We start from the raw sequence: 15,655 nt of genomic DNA, 5'->3' as shown, positions 1-15,655 counted from the left end.
ATGCTGCGCATCGCCCCGGAACGACAGCCGTCATCAATCCAGGTGGAACTTCTCCAGCTGGCGGTGCTCGGCCTTGATGTAGCGCACGGTGCCGGTGACCGAGCGCATCACCACGGTCTCGGTCTCGATCACGTCCTTCTTGAACTTCACGCCTGAGAGCAGCGAGCCGGTGGTGACACCGGTGGCGGCGAACAGGCAGTCGCCCCTCGCCAAATCCTCGATGCCGTAGATCATCTTCGGATCGGTGACGCCCATCTTGTGCGCGCGCGCGCGCTTCTCCTCGGTGTCGAGGATCAGGCGGCACTGCATCTGGCCGCCGATGCAGCGCAGCGCGACTGCTGCCAGCACGCCCTCGGGCGCGCCGCCGGTGCCGATATACATGTCGACGCCGGTCTCATCGGGCTTGGCGCAGTGAATGACGCCGGCGACGTCACCGTCGGTGATCAGCTGCACGGCGGCGCCGGTCGAGCGCACGCCGTTGATGATGTCGGCATGGCGCGGACGGTCGAGCACCAGCACGTTGATGGCGCTGGGATCGACGCCCTTGGCCTTGGCGAGCCGGCGGACGTTGTCGGCCGGCGGCGCGTCGAGCTCGATCACGTTCTTGGCGTAGCCCGGGCCGATCGCGATTTTCTGCATGTAGACGTCGGGCGCGTGCAGCAGCGTTCCGCCGTCGGCCATCGCCATGGTGGCGATCGAGCCCGGCATGTTCTTGGCGCACAGCGTGGTGCCCTCGAGCGGGTCGACCGCAATGTCGACTTTCGGGCCGGCATTGAGGCCGACCTTCTCGCCGATGAACAGCATCGGCGCCTCGTCGCGCTCGCCCTCGCCGATCACGATGGTGCCCTCGATCGGCAGCTTGTTGAGCTCGCGCCGCATCGCGTCGACCGCGGCCTTGTCGGCGGCCTTCTCCTGGCCGTGGCCGCGCAGCCGCGCGGCCGACACCGCCGCGCGCTCCGTCACGCGCACGATTTCGAGCGTCAGGATGCGCTCGAGCAGCATCTGCGGCGGAACGGAAATATGGGTCGACATCGGCGTACTCCTTAAAGCCTCGGGGACAGGCCAGCCTGCCCGCATCAATCGTCTCACGCCCGACCCGTTCAGGTCATGCGTTAGTTTTTCTCGATCCGGATCACCTGCGGCCGGCCGCTGATGACCTTATCGCGCTGCACTGCGGCCAGCGCGCGATGCACCGCATCCTCGCTGGTCGCGTAGGTAATCAGAATGACCGGGACCGGTGAAGGTTTTTTGGCCGCACCGTTCACATCGACGCCATCCGGATGCCGTTGCACGATGGACTCCAGAGATATCTTCTGTTCCGCGAGCCGGGTGGCGATTGTTGCAGCAGTGCCTGCAAGATCGCGCGCCATCAGGCGGATATAGTAGCCACCCTCATGGCGTTCCATCGGCGCCTTGGTGGTGTCGCGCAACCGCTCCACCGGACGCCCGAACGGCTTGGCACGAATGCCGCGGGCGACGTCGGCGATGTCGGCGACCACGGCCGAGGCGGTCGCGCCGCCGCCGGCGCCGGGGCCGACCAGCGTGATCGGAGGAATCCCCTCGCCGTCGATCGCCACCGCGTTGGTGACGCCCATCACCTGCGCGATCGAGGATGATTTCGGCACCATGGTCGGATGCACGCGCTGCTCAATGCCCTTTGCCGTGCGCACGGCAACGCCGAGCAGCTTGACGCGGTAGCCGAGTTCCGCGGCGGCCTTGAGGTCTTCCGGCGTGATCGAGGAAATGCCTTCGACGTAGACCGCGCTTTCGGCGACCTTGGTTCCGAAAGCGAGGCTCGCCAGGATCGCAAGCTTCTGCGCGGTGTCGTGACCATCGACGTCGAATGACGGGTTGGCTTCGGCATAGCCGAGACGCTGGGCGTCCTTCAGGCATTCTTCGAACGACAAACCCTCCTGCTCCATCCGGGTCAGGATGTAATTGCAGGTGCCGTTGAGGATGCCGTAGACGCGGTTGATGCTGGTGCCGGCGAGGCCCTCGCGCAGCGTCTTGATGACCGGGATCGCCGCGCCGACCGCGGCCTCGAAATTCAGCGCACCGCCGTGCTTTTCGGCGGCGGCGGCAAGCCGCAGTCCGTGCTTGGCGATCAGCGCCTTGTTGGCGGTCACGACCGACTTGCCGGCCTTCAGCGCGGTCTCGATCGCGGAAAGCGCGGGATCGCCGGCGCCGCCCATCAGTTCGACGAAGCAGTCGATATTGGGATCTTCGGCCAGCGCCTGCGGGCTCTTCGCCCAGGCGATGCCGCGTAGGTCGAGGCCCCGCTTCTTGGCTTTCGAGCGCGCGGTGACGGCGACGACGCGGATGCCGCGGCCGCTGCGCTCGGCCAGCGCCCGTCCTTGCGTTTCGATGAGGCGGACGACATCGGCACCGACGGTGCCGAGCCCCGCTATGCCCACGTTCAGGGGTGCGACCATGGATTTAAGGGACCTGGAGATTGAGCAACCTGGAAGGATTAGCGCCGGTTGGCGAGAGGAACGACGTTGTGCAACGTTTCGATGCCGCTTTCAAGGAAGCGGCGTACGCCGCGCGCGGCCTGCCGGATGCGCTGCTCGTTCTCCACCATCGCGATACGGACATAGCCTTCGCCATGCTCGCCGAACGCAACGCCCGGCGACACCACGACGCCGGATTTCTCCACCATCAGGGTTGCGAACTGCATGCTGCCGACCGCCTCGAACGCCTTGGGCAGCGGCGCCCAGGCGAACATCGAGGCCTGCGGCGGCGGAATGTCCCAGCCGGCGCGGCCAAATGACTCAACCAGCGCGTCGCGGCGCTTGCGGTAAGTGTCGCGCATCTCGCGGATGCAGTCGTCGGGGCCGTTCAGCGCGGCGGTCGCCGCCACCTGGACCGGCGTGAAGGCGCCATAATCGAGATAGGATTTGACCCGCGCCAGTGCCGCGATGATGCGCTCATTGCCGACCGCAAAGCCCATGCGCCAGCCGGCCATCGAGAATGTCTTCGACATCGAGGTGAATTCGACGGTGACGTCGAGCGCACCGGGCACCTGCAGCACCGACGGCGGCGGATTGTTCTCGTCGAAATAGACTTCCGCGTAGGCCAGATCGGACAGGATGAAGATGTCGTGCTTCTTCGCGAACGCGACCAGATCCTTGTAGAAGTCGAGGTCCGCGACATAGGCGGTCGGGTTCGACGGATAGCAGACGATCAGCGCGATCGGCTTCGGAATCGAATGCTGGATCGCCCGCTCGACCGCCTCGAAGAACTGCGGCGTCGGCTCCGACGGCACCGAACGGATCACGCCGCCCGCCATCAGGAAACCGAACGCATGGATCGGGTAGCTCGGGTTCGGGCACAGCACGACATCGCCGGGCGCGGTGATCGCCTGCGCAACGTTGGCAAACCCCTCCTTCGAGCCGAGCGTCGCAACCACCTGGGTATCGGGGTTCAGCTTGACGCCGAAGCGGCGCCCATAATAGGCGGCCTGGGCCTTGCGCAGGCCGTTGATGCCACGGGAGGCCGAGTAGCGGTCGGTCCGCGGCTTGCCCAGCGTCTCCTTGAGCTTCTCGATGACGTGGGGCGGGGTCGGCAGATCCGGGTTCCCCATGCCCATGTCGATGATGTCGGCCCCGGCATTGCGCGCGGCCGCCTTGGCCTGGTTGACCTTTTCAAAGACGTAAGGCGGCAGACGGCGAATGCGGTAAAAATCTTCCATGGGACCCTTGCTCCGACAACCGCGATGCCAGAATCGTCCCCCTTGGCTGACTTGCGGAAGCCGGCTCGGCCTCTTACAGAAATCGCACTGAATCAATGATTTAGAGCGAATTCAGGCGCACGGTCTGGGGACAGCGGCCGGATCTGCGGTTGAATTGGGTTTCTTTTAGCACGGACGCCGGACGGCGCCAGCGCTGATCGGCCAATCTCGCGCGCTCACTTTCCGCTTTGGGCTGCCGTCGCGGCCTGAGCCTGGGCCTGGCGATCACGCGCGGCAACCAGCTCCTGCTCGATCTTGGCCTGATCCGCCGGCTTGATCGTCGGATCGGCGCGGTCGGGCGGAAGGTCGTGCACCGGGAGATAGCCGTTGGCGTCCTTTTGCCGCGCCGGCGCATCGGCCGGCATGGCCATATCGGCGATCGTGCTCGAGCAACCGCTCAGCGCCAGCATCGACGCGAGCAGCGCTGCGGCCGCGAGCCCCCTGTTCATTCGATCGATCGGCATGCGCCGAATTGTCCCCAACAAGCTAGCGCGCACGTCGCACATTGCCGACACGGGTCGCACTGGTACGAGCCTTGCAGCGTCCCTGCTGCATTAATCCTGGCTTTAGCCGTTTCAAACCATTGTCGCCCGAAACGCTTAAAGCGTGAACACCAAATGCGACCCCTGAGGCTTCAATATGACGGAACAAAGATTTTTTTATCGCACCGCAACAGAGCGAAACATCGGCTTTTGACCGATTTTCGCTACCGCACCGCGCGATGACGCCCCCCAAACGACGCGATATTGTCCCTCAGATGAGCAACGTCAGTACCGACACCCAAGCCACCCCGAAATTCAACGCCGAAGCCTTCGCCATGAACATCGCGCGGGCGATGGAGAGCAGCGGCCAGGCGCTGGCAGCCTATCTCAAGCCGCGCCAGACCGGGGAAGTCCGCGACAAGCCGCCGAACGAGCTCGGTGAGGTCATCAAGACCTTCAGCGTGATCGCCGAATACTGGCTGGCCGACAAGGAGCGCGCCTCGTCGCTGCAAATGCAGCTCGGCAAGGATTACCTCGATCTCTGGGGATCGGCCGTGCGCCGCATGGCCGGCGAAGCCGATGCCAGGCCGGCGATCACGCCGGCCCCGCGCGACAAGCGCTTCCAGGATCCGGAGTGGAAGTCGAATCAGTTCTTCGACTTCATCCTGCAGCTTTATCTGCTGACCGCGAAATGGGCGCAGCAGCTGGTCCACGACGCCGACGGAATCGATCCGCACACCCGCAAGAAGGCCGAATTCTACGTCCAGCAGATCACCAACGCGCTGGCGCCGTCGAATTTCGTGCTCACCAATCCGGAAGTGCTGCGCGCCACGGTCGAGACCAATGGCGACAATCTGGTCCGCGGCATGAAGATGCTGGCCGAGGATATCGAGGCCGGCCACGGCACGCTGCGGATCCGCCAGTCCGATTCGAGCAATCTCGAGGTCGGCGTCAACATGGCGACGACGCCGGGCAAGGTGATCTACCAGAACGAGCTGATGCAGCTGATCCAGTATTCGCCGGCGACGGAGAACGTGCTGCGCACGCCGCTCCTGATCGTGCCGCCATGGATCAACAAGTTCTATATCCTCGATCTGCGCCCTGAGAAATCCTACGTCAAATGGTGCGTCGACCAGGGCATCACGGTGTTCGTGATCTCCTGGGTCAATCCGGACAAGGAGCTCGGCAAGAAGACCTGGGCCGATTACATGGCCGAAGGCCCGCTCACGGCGATGGACGTGATCGAGAAGGTCACCGGCGAGATGAAGGTGCACACCGCCGGCTATTGCGTCGGCGGCACCATGCTCGCCTCGACGCTCGCCTATCTCGCCGAGAAGCGCCGCCAGCGCGTGACGTCGGCGACGTTCTTTGCCGCGCAGGTCGACTTCACTCACGCCGGCGACCTTCTGGTGTTCGTCGACGAAGACCAGATCTCGGCGCTGGAACGCGACATGCAGGAATCCGGCGTGCTCGAGGGCAGCAAGATGGCGATGGCCTTCAACATGCTGCGCTCGAACGACCTGATCTGGTCGTATGTCGTGAACAATTATCTGAAGGGCCAGCCGCCCTCCTCGTTCGACCTGCTGCACTGGAATTCGGACGCGACGCGGATGCCCTCGTCGAACCACTCCTACTATCTGCGCAACTGCTATTTGGAGAACCGGCTGTCGACCGGCACGATGGTGCTCGACAACACGCTGCTCGATCTGTCGAAGGTGAAGGTGCCGGTCTACAACCTCGCCGCACGCGAGGATCACATCGCGCCGGCGGAATCGGTGCTCTACGGTTCGCAGTTCTTCGGCGGCCCGGTGAGATACGTGCTGGCCGGCTCCGGCCATATCGCCGGCGTGGTCAATCCGCCGGCCTCGAAGAAGTACCAGTACTGGACCAACGACAACATCAAGGACATGAAGCTCGCCGACTGGCTGAAAGGCGCCGAGGAGCACAAGGGTTCGTGGTGGCCCGACTGGCGCGGCTGGCTGGAAAGCCATGACCCGGAGACGGTGCCGGCGCGCATTGTGGGCTCGAACGGGGTGTCGGCGCTCGAGGACGCTCCGGGCAGCTATGTCCGCGTCCGCGCGTAGCGCCAAGTCTTCGCGTAGCGCAAAGTCTTCGCGTAGCGCAAAGTCTTCGCGTAGCGCCAGGTCTTCCGCTCAGCTATAAACAGACGGTCCCGACGGTCGGGAATCGAATTCACGTGAGGGGGAGACGATGACGCGCGAACTGTTCTGGCTGTCGCTGACGGTGATCCTGACCGGGCTGCTGTGGGTTCCCTACATCATCAACCGCTGCCAGGTGCGCGGCCTCTCCGGCGCCATGGGCAATCCGTCGCGCAACGACAAGCCGCACGCCGAATGGGCCAACCGGCTGATGTTCGCCCATGATAACGCGGTCGAGAACCTCGTGATCTTCGCGCCGCTGGTCTTGATCCTCAACGCGGCCGACTATTCCACCAAATGGACCGTGCTGGCCTGCGCCGTCTATTTCTGGGCCCGCGTCGCGCATCTGATCGTCTACACGCTCGGCCTGCCGGTGTTCCGCACCCTGGCCTTCACGGTCGGCTTCATCGCCCAGGCCGTGCTGGCGATCGCGATCTTCAAGATCGTCTGAGCAACACACTCGCGCCGGCGGCGGTGACGGCCGCGCCGGCGCTATTCCCCGCTCTTGCGCACCACGATATGCAGCATCGTCGCGGGTGCCTCGTCGAAACTCTTGATCTCGCTGGTGTCGGACGAGACTTGGGTCCACGCCCCTGATGCGGCGTAGGTCGCCGCCAGCCAGTCGGCGGCGGGATAATTGTAGTAGCGGCCGATGCTGTCGCGGCCATCGCCATGGCCGATCTTGTAGCTCGCGTAGAAGATGCCGCCGGGTTTCAGCGCGCGATGGATGCGACTGAGGATGCCGGCCAATTCGTCGCGCGGCACGTGCAGCAGGCAGGCGCTGGCCCAGACGCCGTCATAGGCCTCCAGGTCCTCGAGTTCATCGAACAGCATCGCCTCGACGGGATGGTTGATGCGCCGCGCCGCGACGTCAGCCATCTCGGGGGACCCGTCGGTCGCGCGCAGCACGAAGCCTTCGGCAAGCATGACCGCGGCATGATTGCCAGCGCCGCAGCCGAGTTCGAGGATCGCGCCGCCCGGCGGCAGCAGCTTGAGGAAACCTGTCAGCCGGGTGGACGGTGCTTTCGCCCACCCGGCATAGGCTTCAGCATTGCGCCGGTAGAATTGCAGCGTGGCGTCGTCCACGACGCGCACCTCGCCGTCAGGTGTCAGCCAGCCCGAGCATCAGCCGCATGTTCTGCACCGCGGCACCCGAGGCGCCCTTGCCCAGATTGTCGAGCCGGGCGACCAGCACGGCCTGGCGGTGCTTGTCGCTGGCGAACACATAGAGCTCGAGCTGGTTGGTCTCATTGAGTGCCTCCGGCTCGATCCGCCCGCCCTTGGCGGCCTCGTTCTGCAGCGGCATCGCCGCGACGTGTTTGCTGCCGGCATACCACTTCGCCAGAACAGCCTGCAGGTCGGCACCAGTCGGCTTGCCCGGCAACGTGTCGAGCTGCAGCGGCACCGAGACCAGCATGCCCTGCCGGTAGTTGCCGACCGACGGGATGAAGATCGGCCGCCGCGTCAGATGCGAGTAAAGCTGCATCTCCGGCACGTGCTTGTGCTCGAAGCCGAGGCCATAGAGCTCGAAGGCCGGCGCCGAGCCGTCCTCGAAGCTCGCGATCATCGACTTGCCGCCGCCCGAATAGCCGCTCACCGCATTGATCGTGACGGGATAATCCGCAGGCAGCAGGCCGGCATCGACGATCGGCCGCAGCAGTGCGATCGCACCGGTCGGATAGCAGCCCGGATTGGAGACCTTCGGCGCGTTGCGGATCTTGTCGGCCTGGTCGGGCGCGAGCTCCGCGAAGCCGTAGGCCCAGTCGGGCGCGACGCGATAGGCGGTCGACGCATCGAGCACCTTCGGCGCCGAATTGCCCATCGTGTCGATCAGCGCGACCGTCTCCTTGGCGGCCTCGTCAGGCAGGCAGAGGATCACGAGATCCACCTCCTCCATCAGCGCACGCTTGGCGCCTGCATCCTTCCGCTTGTCGTCGGCGATGTGCTTCACCGCGACGTCGCCGATCGCGTGCAGCCGCTCCTGGATACCGAGGCCGGTGGTGCCGGACGCCCCGTCGACGAACACGGTTGCCTTGGTCGCACCGCTCTTGGTTTTCGGCTGGTTGGTATCGGTGACGGTCATGACATGCTCCTTTCGAGCTCGTTCGTTTCGTTTGCTAACACGTCTGGCCGCACCTGCGCTGCCAATCCGGGGCTGTTATCCCTAGATTGAGCGCATCCTCGTCCACGACAACAACCCCCCGCTCACGGAAACAGCGCGATCTGCTCCAGCCCGGTGGTTTCGGGCAAGCCGAACATCAGGTTCATATTCTGGATCGCCTGTCCGGCCGACCCCTTCACAAGATTATCGAGCGTCGAGAGCACGATGGCGCGGTTCTTGATCCGGTCGGCGACGACGCCGATCTGAACGTAATTCGAACCGCGCACGTTCTGCGTCTGTGGTAGCACGCCCTTCTTCGTCACATATACGAACGGCTCGTTGGCGTAGGCCTTTTCCAGCTCGGCGCGCAAATCGTCGGGCGTAGCCCCGTTGAGCTTGACATAAGATGTGCAGAACTCACCCCGCGCCATCGGAATGAGATGCGGGGTGAAGTTCACTGTCACAGCCGAGCCAGCGGCTGCGCCGATCTCCTGCTCGATCTCCGCCGAGTGTCGATGGCTTCCGATCGAATAGGGCGACAACCCTTCGCCGGCCTCGCTGAACAGCGTGTTCTGCTTCAGTCCGCGTCCGGCGCCGGTGACGCCCGACTTTGCGTCGATGATGATCTCGTCGACGTCAATCAGCTTTGCCTTCGCCAGCGGAACAAGCGCCAGCAGCACCGCCGTCGGATAGCAGCCGGGACAGGCCACCAGCCGCGCGGCCGTGACCTTCTCCCGGTAGAGTTCGGTCAGCCCATAGACGGCCTCGTCCTGCAATTCGAGCGCCCGGTGCTCATGGCCGTACCATTGCGCGTAGCTGTCTTTGTTGCGCAGCCGGAAATCCGCGGACATATCGAGGATCTTGATTCTGGGATTGGCTTTCAGCACCGCGGCGATGATCTCTTGCGTCGTCCCATGCGGCAGTCCGCAGAACGCGGCATCGAGCCGCGTCCAGTCGACTTTTTCCCATTCCACGAGTTTTGGCAGGTCGAGCATGAAGAAGTGAGGAAACACCTCGCTCATCGCCTTGCCGGCATGGGTGTTGGCGGTAAGCGCGGTGATTTCGGCATTCGGGTGCCGCGCCAACAGGCGCACCGCGTCGGCGCCGGTGTAGCCGGACGCGCCCAAAATTCCGATTTTCTTCTTCGTCATTACTCGCTCCTCGGAAGCGTATTCATCTCGGCCTGTATCATCGCGAAAGCCTGCGGGCGCACCTCGCGCATCAAAGCCGCGATGTCCCGGGCACCGGCTTCGGCCTGCAATGCGAGCGTGTTGCCGACCGCCGCGAAATCGGTTTCAGACTTGTGCTGGTTCAGCTTGAAACTGCCCTCCACCTCTTCCACCATCATCTCGAGGCCCACGATGGCCTTCTTCATTGCTTCCAGCCGCGCGGCGGTCATCTTGCCCGACACCCACGGCTTTTTCGGCAGCAGCCGGTCCTCGAACTTGGCGCTCAGCACGTCGATCTGAACGGCAAGCTCCTCATCCGACAACGTCCGCACCGGCCCGGTCAGATGCACGGCCTGATAGAGCCAGGTCGGCACCTGATCGGGCGACACATACCAGTCCGGCGACACATAGGCATCCGCGCCGGTCACGGCCAGCAGCCAAGGGCCCCCATGCACCAGCTTTACCAGCGGATTGTGACGGGCAACATGAAACAGCGCCCGCGGCGTGCCGTCGGCGGCGTAGCTCAAATAGAACGGCAGCGCAGAGGCGATCGGCTTGCCGCCGTCCCACGCGCAGGCGATGCCGAAACCGCGCGCTTCCGCAAAGCCGAGGCTCGCGGCGCGGTCAGGCTTGAAGGGCGGTGGCGTATACATGGTCGAAACTCCTGCGTGACGAAGGAGCCGCCAGATCGAACCGCGTGTCTTTTTTCAGGAGAGCGCCGCGGGATCGGGTCCGGCGGCAGAGGCGATGGTCTTAAACGCGAGCGACCGCCCATACCGCGAGAATGCGGCGGCGGCGGGCGATGATGATGGTCGCGGCGTTGATCATGGGCGCGGCTATAGAGCCGCGCCCGTTTTGCGTCAAGGAAAACCGTTCAGATCGCCGGATTCCACGGCGCCGGCACGACGCGGTAGCCGTTGCCGTCCTTGACCACATTGCCGAGGCCCGGGAACGGATAGTGATAACCCTGCACCTGGAGCCGCTCCGCAACCACCATGTCGTAGATGCGGCGGCGGGTCTTCTCCGCCACGTCGCCGTCCTGGTCGAAGAACGCATGCCAGCCGGGATTGGCCGCGAACAGGTTGGGATTGTTGGTGACGTCGGACTGGATGAAGACCTTGTCCGGGCCCGAAGCCAGCACGTAGGAGGTGTGGCCCGGCGTGTGGCCGATGGTCTCGACCGAGGTCAGGCCCGGCGCGATCTCCTTGCCCCACTCGTAAGGTGTAACCTTCTTCTTCAGGCCGGCCTCGAAGATATTCCGATTGTTCTTGAACAGGCCCTGCATGCGGCCGGCCGGCGCCCGGCTCATCTCGCCGTCGTCCATCCAGAACTTCCATTCGGTCGCCGGCACCAGCACTTCGGCATTCGGGAACGCCGGCGTGCCCTCGGCTGTCAGCAGGCCGTTCACATGGTCGGTATGGAAGTGCGAGATCACGACCATGTCGACATTCTTCGGATCAAAGCCGGCCGCGGCGAAATTGTCGGCGAACTGGCCACTGGCGCCCTTTGTGCTGGCTTTCGCCAGCGCGCCATTGCCGGTGTCGATCACGACCAGCTTGCCGCCGGTGTTGAGCACGAGCGGCGCGTACCAGATCGACACCAAGTCGCGCGGCATGAAGGCCTTCTCCAGGGCCGCGTTGACATCGTCCCGCTTCGCGTTCGGGATGAAGGAATCTTCCAGCTTGAAGACATTCTTGCCGTCGGACACCGCGGTGACGAGGATGTCGCCGACCTTGTAGCGATAGAAGCTCGGCGCCTGCTTGTCGGCGGCGGGCGCTGCGGCTACCGCAGGAACGGCAGGCAACAACGGTGCGGCGGCGATGCCGGCAGCACCTGCGAGAGCGTGACGTCGTGTCAATTCCATGTGTTGTCCTCCAGCGAAACGGTGACGGCGATCATGCTTGTTGGACAAGGTTTTACCAGCGATACAATCGTCGTGCGATGACGGTTGCGCGACTCCGCCATCGTCCGGGCTAACCCCTGCGCCGTGGCCTTATTCCGAGACCGCCGTCGGCAAACGGCGCCCACCACGGTCGGTGTTGTGGGCAGATCAGGAGTTCACAGGCCACCGAAGACGTTGCGCAGGAGGCCTAAAAGGCCGCCGCCCCCCAGCAATCCCTGGAGGCGGGTGCGGGCGAGTGAATTACCGCGATCGGACGCCCTGCTGTACCATTTGATGGCCTCCTTGGTGTCCTGCGGAACGCCCGTGCCGCTTTCATAAGCGTACCCCAGATTGTATTGGGCCTCACTGTCGTTCTGATCGGCTGCAATTCGGAGCAACGCAATCCCCCGCGACAGGTCCAGCGGCAATCCACGGCCCTTGATGTAGAGCAGTGCGAGGTTTCCCTGTGCCCAGGCCGAGCCGTGATCGGCCGCCTTCGAAAACCAGTTGGCCGCCTGCTGATAGTCTTGGGCTAAACCAGCGCCATCCCGATACAGGCGCGCCAAGTGGGACTGACCGAAGACGTCGCCCATTTCAGCGGCCTTGGCGTACCATTGTGCTGCGATCTTCTCGTCGCGCGCCGTGCCAAGCCCGTACTCATATGCGTAGCCCAGCTTCCCCTGGCTGTAGGAATCGCCCTGCTCAGCAGCCATCAGAAACCAGCGGATCGCCTCGGCGTAGTCGCGCTCGACGCTGTAGCCGCTTTCGTACATGTAGCCCACATAGGATTGAGCCCTGGCGTTGCCACGCTCGGCATAAGGCCGGAGAAGAGCCATCGCGCGCACATAGTTTTGCGCCTGATACGCGTTCACACCATCGGTAAAGTCGGCGCTGATTTCAGTGACGAGCGGCACCGGTCTCGGCGTCAATCCAATCGGCCCGTATTTGAACTCCGTGAACTTGTCCAAGCCAGCCTTGATCGCCGAGGCAAATTCCGCCGGACAGACCGCGGCATCGACGCTGAACCGCACCAAGGCGCTGGAGCGGATCGTGTGGCCATCCAGCGAGGCGGTCGCGTTGACATCGATACGCCCCGTCGCGGCGCCGTAAGCCGTGCTGCCGCTGAAACTCTTGCTATAGGTGACCGGCGCTGGCTTTTCGTAGAAGTTTGTTCCCTCAGGCACGGTGAGCGAACTGGTCTCTCGATATTCCAGTGAGCGGCATGGAAAGGCCCGGTCGGTTGACCCGCTGGTGGCAAGCAGCAGCAACGAGGGGCGAGGGTCGGTCAGGGGCAGCATCCTGATCCGCTCGGGATGATTGAGGCCGACGGGCTTGCTGATCTGGAAGGTTGCGGCGATCGCGTAGTTGTCGGAGAGGTCGCGCGGGTTCGGGAAGCTGTAGTCGCCCGTACCGCTCAGCCCCGCCTGCTCGATCAGCTTCCTGGCGCCGTTTTGCCGGTCCGCCGCGTCAAGGCCGAGTGCGACGGATCGTCCGATGGCTGCTCCCAGTCCACTGCCGGACAAGAGTGAGCGCGCCTGACGTGTGCCGTCGCTGTGCAGCGTGTATTCCGTATCCACTGCCAGCACGAAGCGCTGCGGTGCCGTCACCGGGATGCGGGCCATCGTCCCCTTGTCGATATTGAGCGCGGGTTTGCCACCGAGGTTCGGTGGCAGGGAATCGAACGCCACCAGCGACGAGGTCGGGTCGAGATAACGGTCAATTGCCGGAACATAGACGATCGCGTGGTCGAAATTCTGCGTCGCGACCTCCGTCACCGTGTACTGCGGGCCGGCATTCACCACGACAAGATTGGCTTCGATTCCCTGAGCTGCGAGCAACGCCTTGAGGATCGTCGCATGCGCCTTGCAGTCACCGTAGCGCGCCGCGAGGACCGCGGATGCGGGCTGCGACGTCAAACCACCATCCTCGAGCCCGATCCCGACGTACCGGATATTCCGCGCGACCCAGTTGTGAATTCTTTCAACCTTGCTTCGGGCGTCCGAGACGTCGCCGACAATCTCGGCAGATAGCTTTTCCAAACTCTCGTCAGGCCGCGCCATCGGCGCATTGCGGGCGTTCAACATCGCCGCAAAAGCCGCATAGTCCGCGAAGGTACTGACCTCGAACCGTCGGGCATCGTCGAATGCCCCCGCATCGATCTCACGCGGCGTCGGCGTTTCTTGCCTGAAGAAAACATGATGGACGATCCGGTCGCCCCGCCTCTCCTCTTCATGTTCGACATTGCGCAACGCGACATGCAACGGCTTCGACGCAGGCGCATCGAGCGTGAGCTCCATCACCTCGCGAGGTTGATCCGCCATTTGGCTCCAGTAGCCCGCAAATTCGCCGGGAAACACGGCTCTCTTCGCCTTGTAGATCAACCGTCCCTTGACCCTGTCGCCGGGAGCGACGTCCGGATAGGCAACCAACCGCTGCCGCTGCTCGTCAAAATAGGGAGAGGATGCGTCCGTCGAGGCAGGCTGGTCGCGGATTGCTCGTTCTTCGACCGCAATGACCCGGCCATCGGACTTCAACGTTGCAAGCTCGCTGGATGACAACTCATTAAAGTAGCTGTTGTAGCGGAAGGTTCGTTGAGCGAGTGCCTCGGCCCCCTTCTCATTGAGCGCCTGGGCTTCGAAATCGAAAATGGTCGTACTCAGACCCTGCTCGTCGAAGGTAATCTCATAACGGCTGACCGTCCGCCGCCAGCCTGGATCGATCCAGACCCGGTGCTGGTCCGCGGTCGCTGAAGCCGTTGAGTCGGCTGCGGCAAAGCCCGACGGTGTCAGCAGCAGCAAAGCGGAAAGGAGACAGATGCGCGCGATCATGGTGGTGCAAGCCCGTCGACGACCAAAACGTCGGCTGTTGAGCTATCACCGGGAAATTACTGTCGCCTCGCCTGGATAGAAAAACTTTTAGGTTTCCCTTTTCGCGTGTGGGCACCCGCCTGATGTCGCGGACTGACCGCCCTACACCGCCCGCCACATCCACTCGACGACCTGGCCGATGACGTCGCCGAACAACAGCAGCGCCGCCGACCAGACCAGCGCGGAGACGAAATTGGCGATCTGGAATTGCCAGTACGACATCTCGAATATGCCGGCGGCAAGCGGCACCGAGGCGCGCAGCGGGCCGAAGAAGCGGCCGATGAAGATGCTGGGCACGCCCCAGGTCTTCACGAAGGCCTCGCCGCGCGGCAGGATCTCCGGATAGCGCGACAGCGGCCACATCTGCGCGACCTGCTCCTTGTAGCGATAGCCGAACCAGTAGGAGACCCAGTCGCCGAGTGCGGCCCCGATGCCGCCCGCGATCCAGATCGGCCAGAAACTGATCCCGCTGACGCCGATCAGGGCGCCGATCGCAACCAGCGCACCCCAGGCGGGCACCAGCAACGAGATGAAGGCGAGCGATTCAGCGAACGCCAGCAGCATGACGATCGGAGCGGCCCAGGCCTGGTGATGGCGGACGAATTCGGCCAGGGCCCGCGCAAAGTCTTCCATCTCGTCGAGTGCCCTCCGCTGCGTTGAAAACTGAATGAACCTTTGTAGCGGCACACAGCCTAAGAACAGGTAAGCCAGCCCATTGCGTGACATCAAGTCACAAAGGCGGGGATCAAACGTGATTTCCGGTAAGGCCCCTGCGGTCCGGGCTGGCTGGCACCTCCCTCATAAGAAAAAGGAATCACTGGATGATCGGGTCACTGATGATGTGCGTCGGCGTTCTCGTCTTGTTGTTCGGAATGCTCGCGGGCATCGCCATGGGTATCCAGCACGACTTCACGTTGGGGCCGGCGCATGCCCATCTCAATCTCGTCGGCGGCGTGCTGCTGTTCCTGTTCGGCCTGTACTACCGGCTGGTGCCGGCGGCAGGAACCATGTTGCTCGCCAGGATCCAGGGCTGGCTGCATATCGTCGGCGGCATCCTGTTTCCGGCCGGCGTGGCCGCCGTGTTGCTGAAGGGCCCGGCGTTCGAGGCGGCGCCGATCGTGGGATCGCTGATGGTGGTCGCCGCCATGGCCCTGTTCACGGTCGTTGTATTCCGCACCTCGCGGGCGTAATCGCAGGCTCCTATCTACACAGGCGGCCGGGCCCTAACGGCGCGGCCGCCCCCATTTGGCAGCCCATCCGTGGCA

At 63.8% G+C, this 15,655-nt stretch carries 14 protein-coding genes; 3 read left to right on the top strand and 11 right to left on the bottom strand.

Annotated elements, in window-relative coordinates:
• Positions 1-33: 33 nt before the first annotated feature.
• From glpX to ACVIGB_RS07050, 4 genes are all read right to left on the bottom strand, one after another.
• Positions 34-1,032 carry a class II fructose-bisphosphatase gene (glpX, locus tag ACVIGB_RS07065; RefSeq protein ID WP_173643387.1) on the bottom strand — a complete coding sequence of 333 codons (999 nt, stop codon included), beginning with the start codon at positions 1,030-1,032 and terminating at the stop codon, positions 34-36.
• A gap of 80 nt (positions 1,033-1,112) precedes the next feature.
• Positions 1,113-2,432: a homoserine dehydrogenase gene (locus ACVIGB_RS07060; protein ID WP_092113859.1), complete on the bottom strand. Its 1,320-nt coding sequence runs from the start codon at positions 2,430-2,432 to the stop codon at positions 1,113-1,115.
• Positions 2,433-2,470: 38 nt separating this feature from the next.
• On the bottom strand, positions 2,471-3,691 hold the full coding sequence (locus tag ACVIGB_RS07055) for an LL-diaminopimelate aminotransferase (RefSeq protein WP_092113857.1): 1,221 nt from the start codon (positions 3,689-3,691) through the stop codon (positions 2,471-2,473).
• A 215-nt stretch (positions 3,692-3,906) separates the two neighbouring features.
• Positions 3,907-4,194, bottom strand: a complete 288-nt coding sequence (locus ACVIGB_RS07050; protein ID WP_092113855.1) for a hypothetical protein — start codon at positions 4,192-4,194, stop codon at positions 3,907-3,909.
• A gap of 293 nt (positions 4,195-4,487) precedes the next feature.
• Here ACVIGB_RS07050 and ACVIGB_RS07045 point away from each other — a divergent pair, with 293 nt between their 5' ends.
• Both ACVIGB_RS07045 and ACVIGB_RS07040 read left to right on the top strand, forming a co-directional pair.
• A complete protein-coding gene (locus ACVIGB_RS07045; RefSeq protein WP_456723250.1) occupies positions 4,488-6,296 on the top strand; it encodes a PHA/PHB synthase family protein in 1,809 nt (602 codons plus the stop codon).
• A 127-nt stretch (positions 6,297-6,423) separates the two neighbouring features.
• Positions 6,424-6,822 (top strand): MAPEG family protein, encoded by a 399-nt coding sequence (locus ACVIGB_RS07040; RefSeq protein WP_456723251.1) that lies wholly within the window; start codon positions 6,424-6,426, stop codon positions 6,820-6,822.
• 41 nt (positions 6,823-6,863) lie between these two features.
• On the opposite strand, the gene ACVIGB_RS07035 is transcribed toward ACVIGB_RS07040, so the two are convergent.
• The 7 genes from ACVIGB_RS07035 to ACVIGB_RS07005 form a co-directional block, all read right to left on the bottom strand.
• Complete coding sequence (locus tag ACVIGB_RS07035; RefSeq protein ID WP_456723252.1) at positions 6,864-7,457, bottom strand: class I SAM-dependent methyltransferase; 594 nt, start codon at positions 7,455-7,457, stop codon at positions 6,864-6,866.
• 16 nt (positions 7,458-7,473) lie between these two features.
• Entirely contained in the window at positions 7,474-8,454 is a 981-nt protein-coding gene (gene argC, locus ACVIGB_RS07030; RefSeq protein ID WP_456723253.1) for an N-acetyl-gamma-glutamyl-phosphate reductase, read from the bottom strand.
• Positions 8,455-8,576: 122 nt separating this feature from the next.
• Positions 8,577-9,623, bottom strand: a complete 1,047-nt coding sequence (gene argC / locus ACVIGB_RS07025) for an N-acetyl-gamma-glutamyl-phosphate reductase (protein ID WP_456723254.1) — start codon at positions 9,621-9,623, stop codon at positions 8,577-8,579.
• Complete coding sequence (locus tag ACVIGB_RS07020) at positions 9,623-10,294, bottom strand: FMN-binding negative transcriptional regulator (RefSeq protein WP_456723255.1); 672 nt, start codon at positions 10,292-10,294, stop codon at positions 9,623-9,625. Before ACVIGB_RS07020 ends, argC (ACVIGB_RS07025) begins: the two co-directional genes overlap by 1 nt.
• A 221-nt stretch (positions 10,295-10,515) precedes the next feature.
• Entirely contained in the window at positions 10,516-11,505 is a 990-nt protein-coding gene (locus ACVIGB_RS07015; protein ID WP_456723256.1) for an MBL fold metallo-hydrolase, read from the bottom strand.
• Positions 11,506-11,699: 194 nt separating this feature from the next.
• On the bottom strand, positions 11,700-14,351 hold the full coding sequence (locus tag ACVIGB_RS07010; RefSeq protein WP_456723257.1) for a DUF3857 domain-containing protein: 2,652 nt from the start codon (positions 14,349-14,351) through the stop codon (positions 11,700-11,702).
• A gap of 141 nt (positions 14,352-14,492) precedes the next feature.
• Entirely contained in the window at positions 14,493-15,023 is a 531-nt protein-coding gene (locus tag ACVIGB_RS07005; protein ID WP_212317468.1) for a DedA family protein, read from the bottom strand.
• A gap of 188 nt (positions 15,024-15,211) precedes the next feature.
• Between ACVIGB_RS07005 and ACVIGB_RS07000 the strand changes: the two genes are divergently transcribed.
• Complete coding sequence (locus tag ACVIGB_RS07000) at positions 15,212-15,580, top strand: hypothetical protein (protein WP_092113833.1); 369 nt, start codon at positions 15,212-15,214, stop codon at positions 15,578-15,580.
• Positions 15,581-15,655: the final 75 nt, after the last annotated feature.

This window comes from Bradyrhizobium sp. USDA 4341 (assembly GCF_054063755.1).
Note: the sequence above shows the minus strand (reverse complement) of the source record. Positions and strands in the feature narration are given on the sequence as shown.

Bases quoted from the DNA above. Each gene is read 5' to 3' on its own strand.
- ACVIGB_RS07015 (WP_456723256.1), bottom strand. From the start codon at position 11,505: ATGGAATTGACACGACGTCACGCTCTCGCAGGTGCTGCCGGCATCGCC.
- ACVIGB_RS07000 (WP_092113833.1), top strand. From the start codon at position 15,212: ATGATCGGGTCACTGATGATGTGCGTCGGCGTTCTCGTCTTGTTGTTC.
- ACVIGB_RS07040 (WP_456723251.1), top strand. From the start codon at position 6,424: ATGACGCGCGAACTGTTCTGGCTGTCGCTGACGGTGATCCTGACCGGG.
- ACVIGB_RS07055 (WP_092113857.1), bottom strand. From the start codon at position 3,691: ATGGAAGATTTTTACCGCATTCGCCGTCTGCCGCCTTACGTCTTTGAA.
- ACVIGB_RS07060 (WP_092113859.1), bottom strand. From the start codon at position 2,432: ATGGTCGCACCCCTGAACGTGGGCATAGCGGGGCTCGGCACCGTCGGT.
- ACVIGB_RS07005 (WP_212317468.1), bottom strand. From the start codon at position 15,023: ATGGAAGACTTTGCGCGGGCCCTGGCCGAATTCGTCCGCCATCACCAG.
- glpX (WP_173643387.1), bottom strand. From the start codon at position 1,032: ATGTCGACCCATATTTCCGTTCCGCCGCAGATGCTGCTCGAGCGCATC.
- ACVIGB_RS07045 (WP_456723250.1), top strand. From the start codon at position 4,488: ATGAGCAACGTCAGTACCGACACCCAAGCCACCCCGAAATTCAACGCC.
- ACVIGB_RS07010 (WP_456723257.1), bottom strand. From the start codon at position 14,351: ATGATCGCGCGCATCTGTCTCCTTTCCGCTTTGCTGCTGCTGACACCG.
- argC (WP_456723253.1), bottom strand. From the start codon at position 8,454: ATGACCGTCACCGATACCAACCAGCCGAAAACCAAGAGCGGTGCGACC.
- ACVIGB_RS07050 (WP_092113855.1), bottom strand. From the start codon at position 4,194: ATGCCGATCGATCGAATGAACAGGGGGCTCGCGGCCGCAGCGCTGCTC.
- ACVIGB_RS07020 (WP_456723255.1), bottom strand. From the start codon at position 10,294: ATGTATACGCCACCGCCCTTCAAGCCTGACCGCGCCGCGAGCCTCGGC.
- argC (WP_456723254.1), bottom strand. From the start codon at position 9,623: ATGACGAAGAAGAAAATCGGAATTTTGGGCGCGTCCGGCTACACCGGC.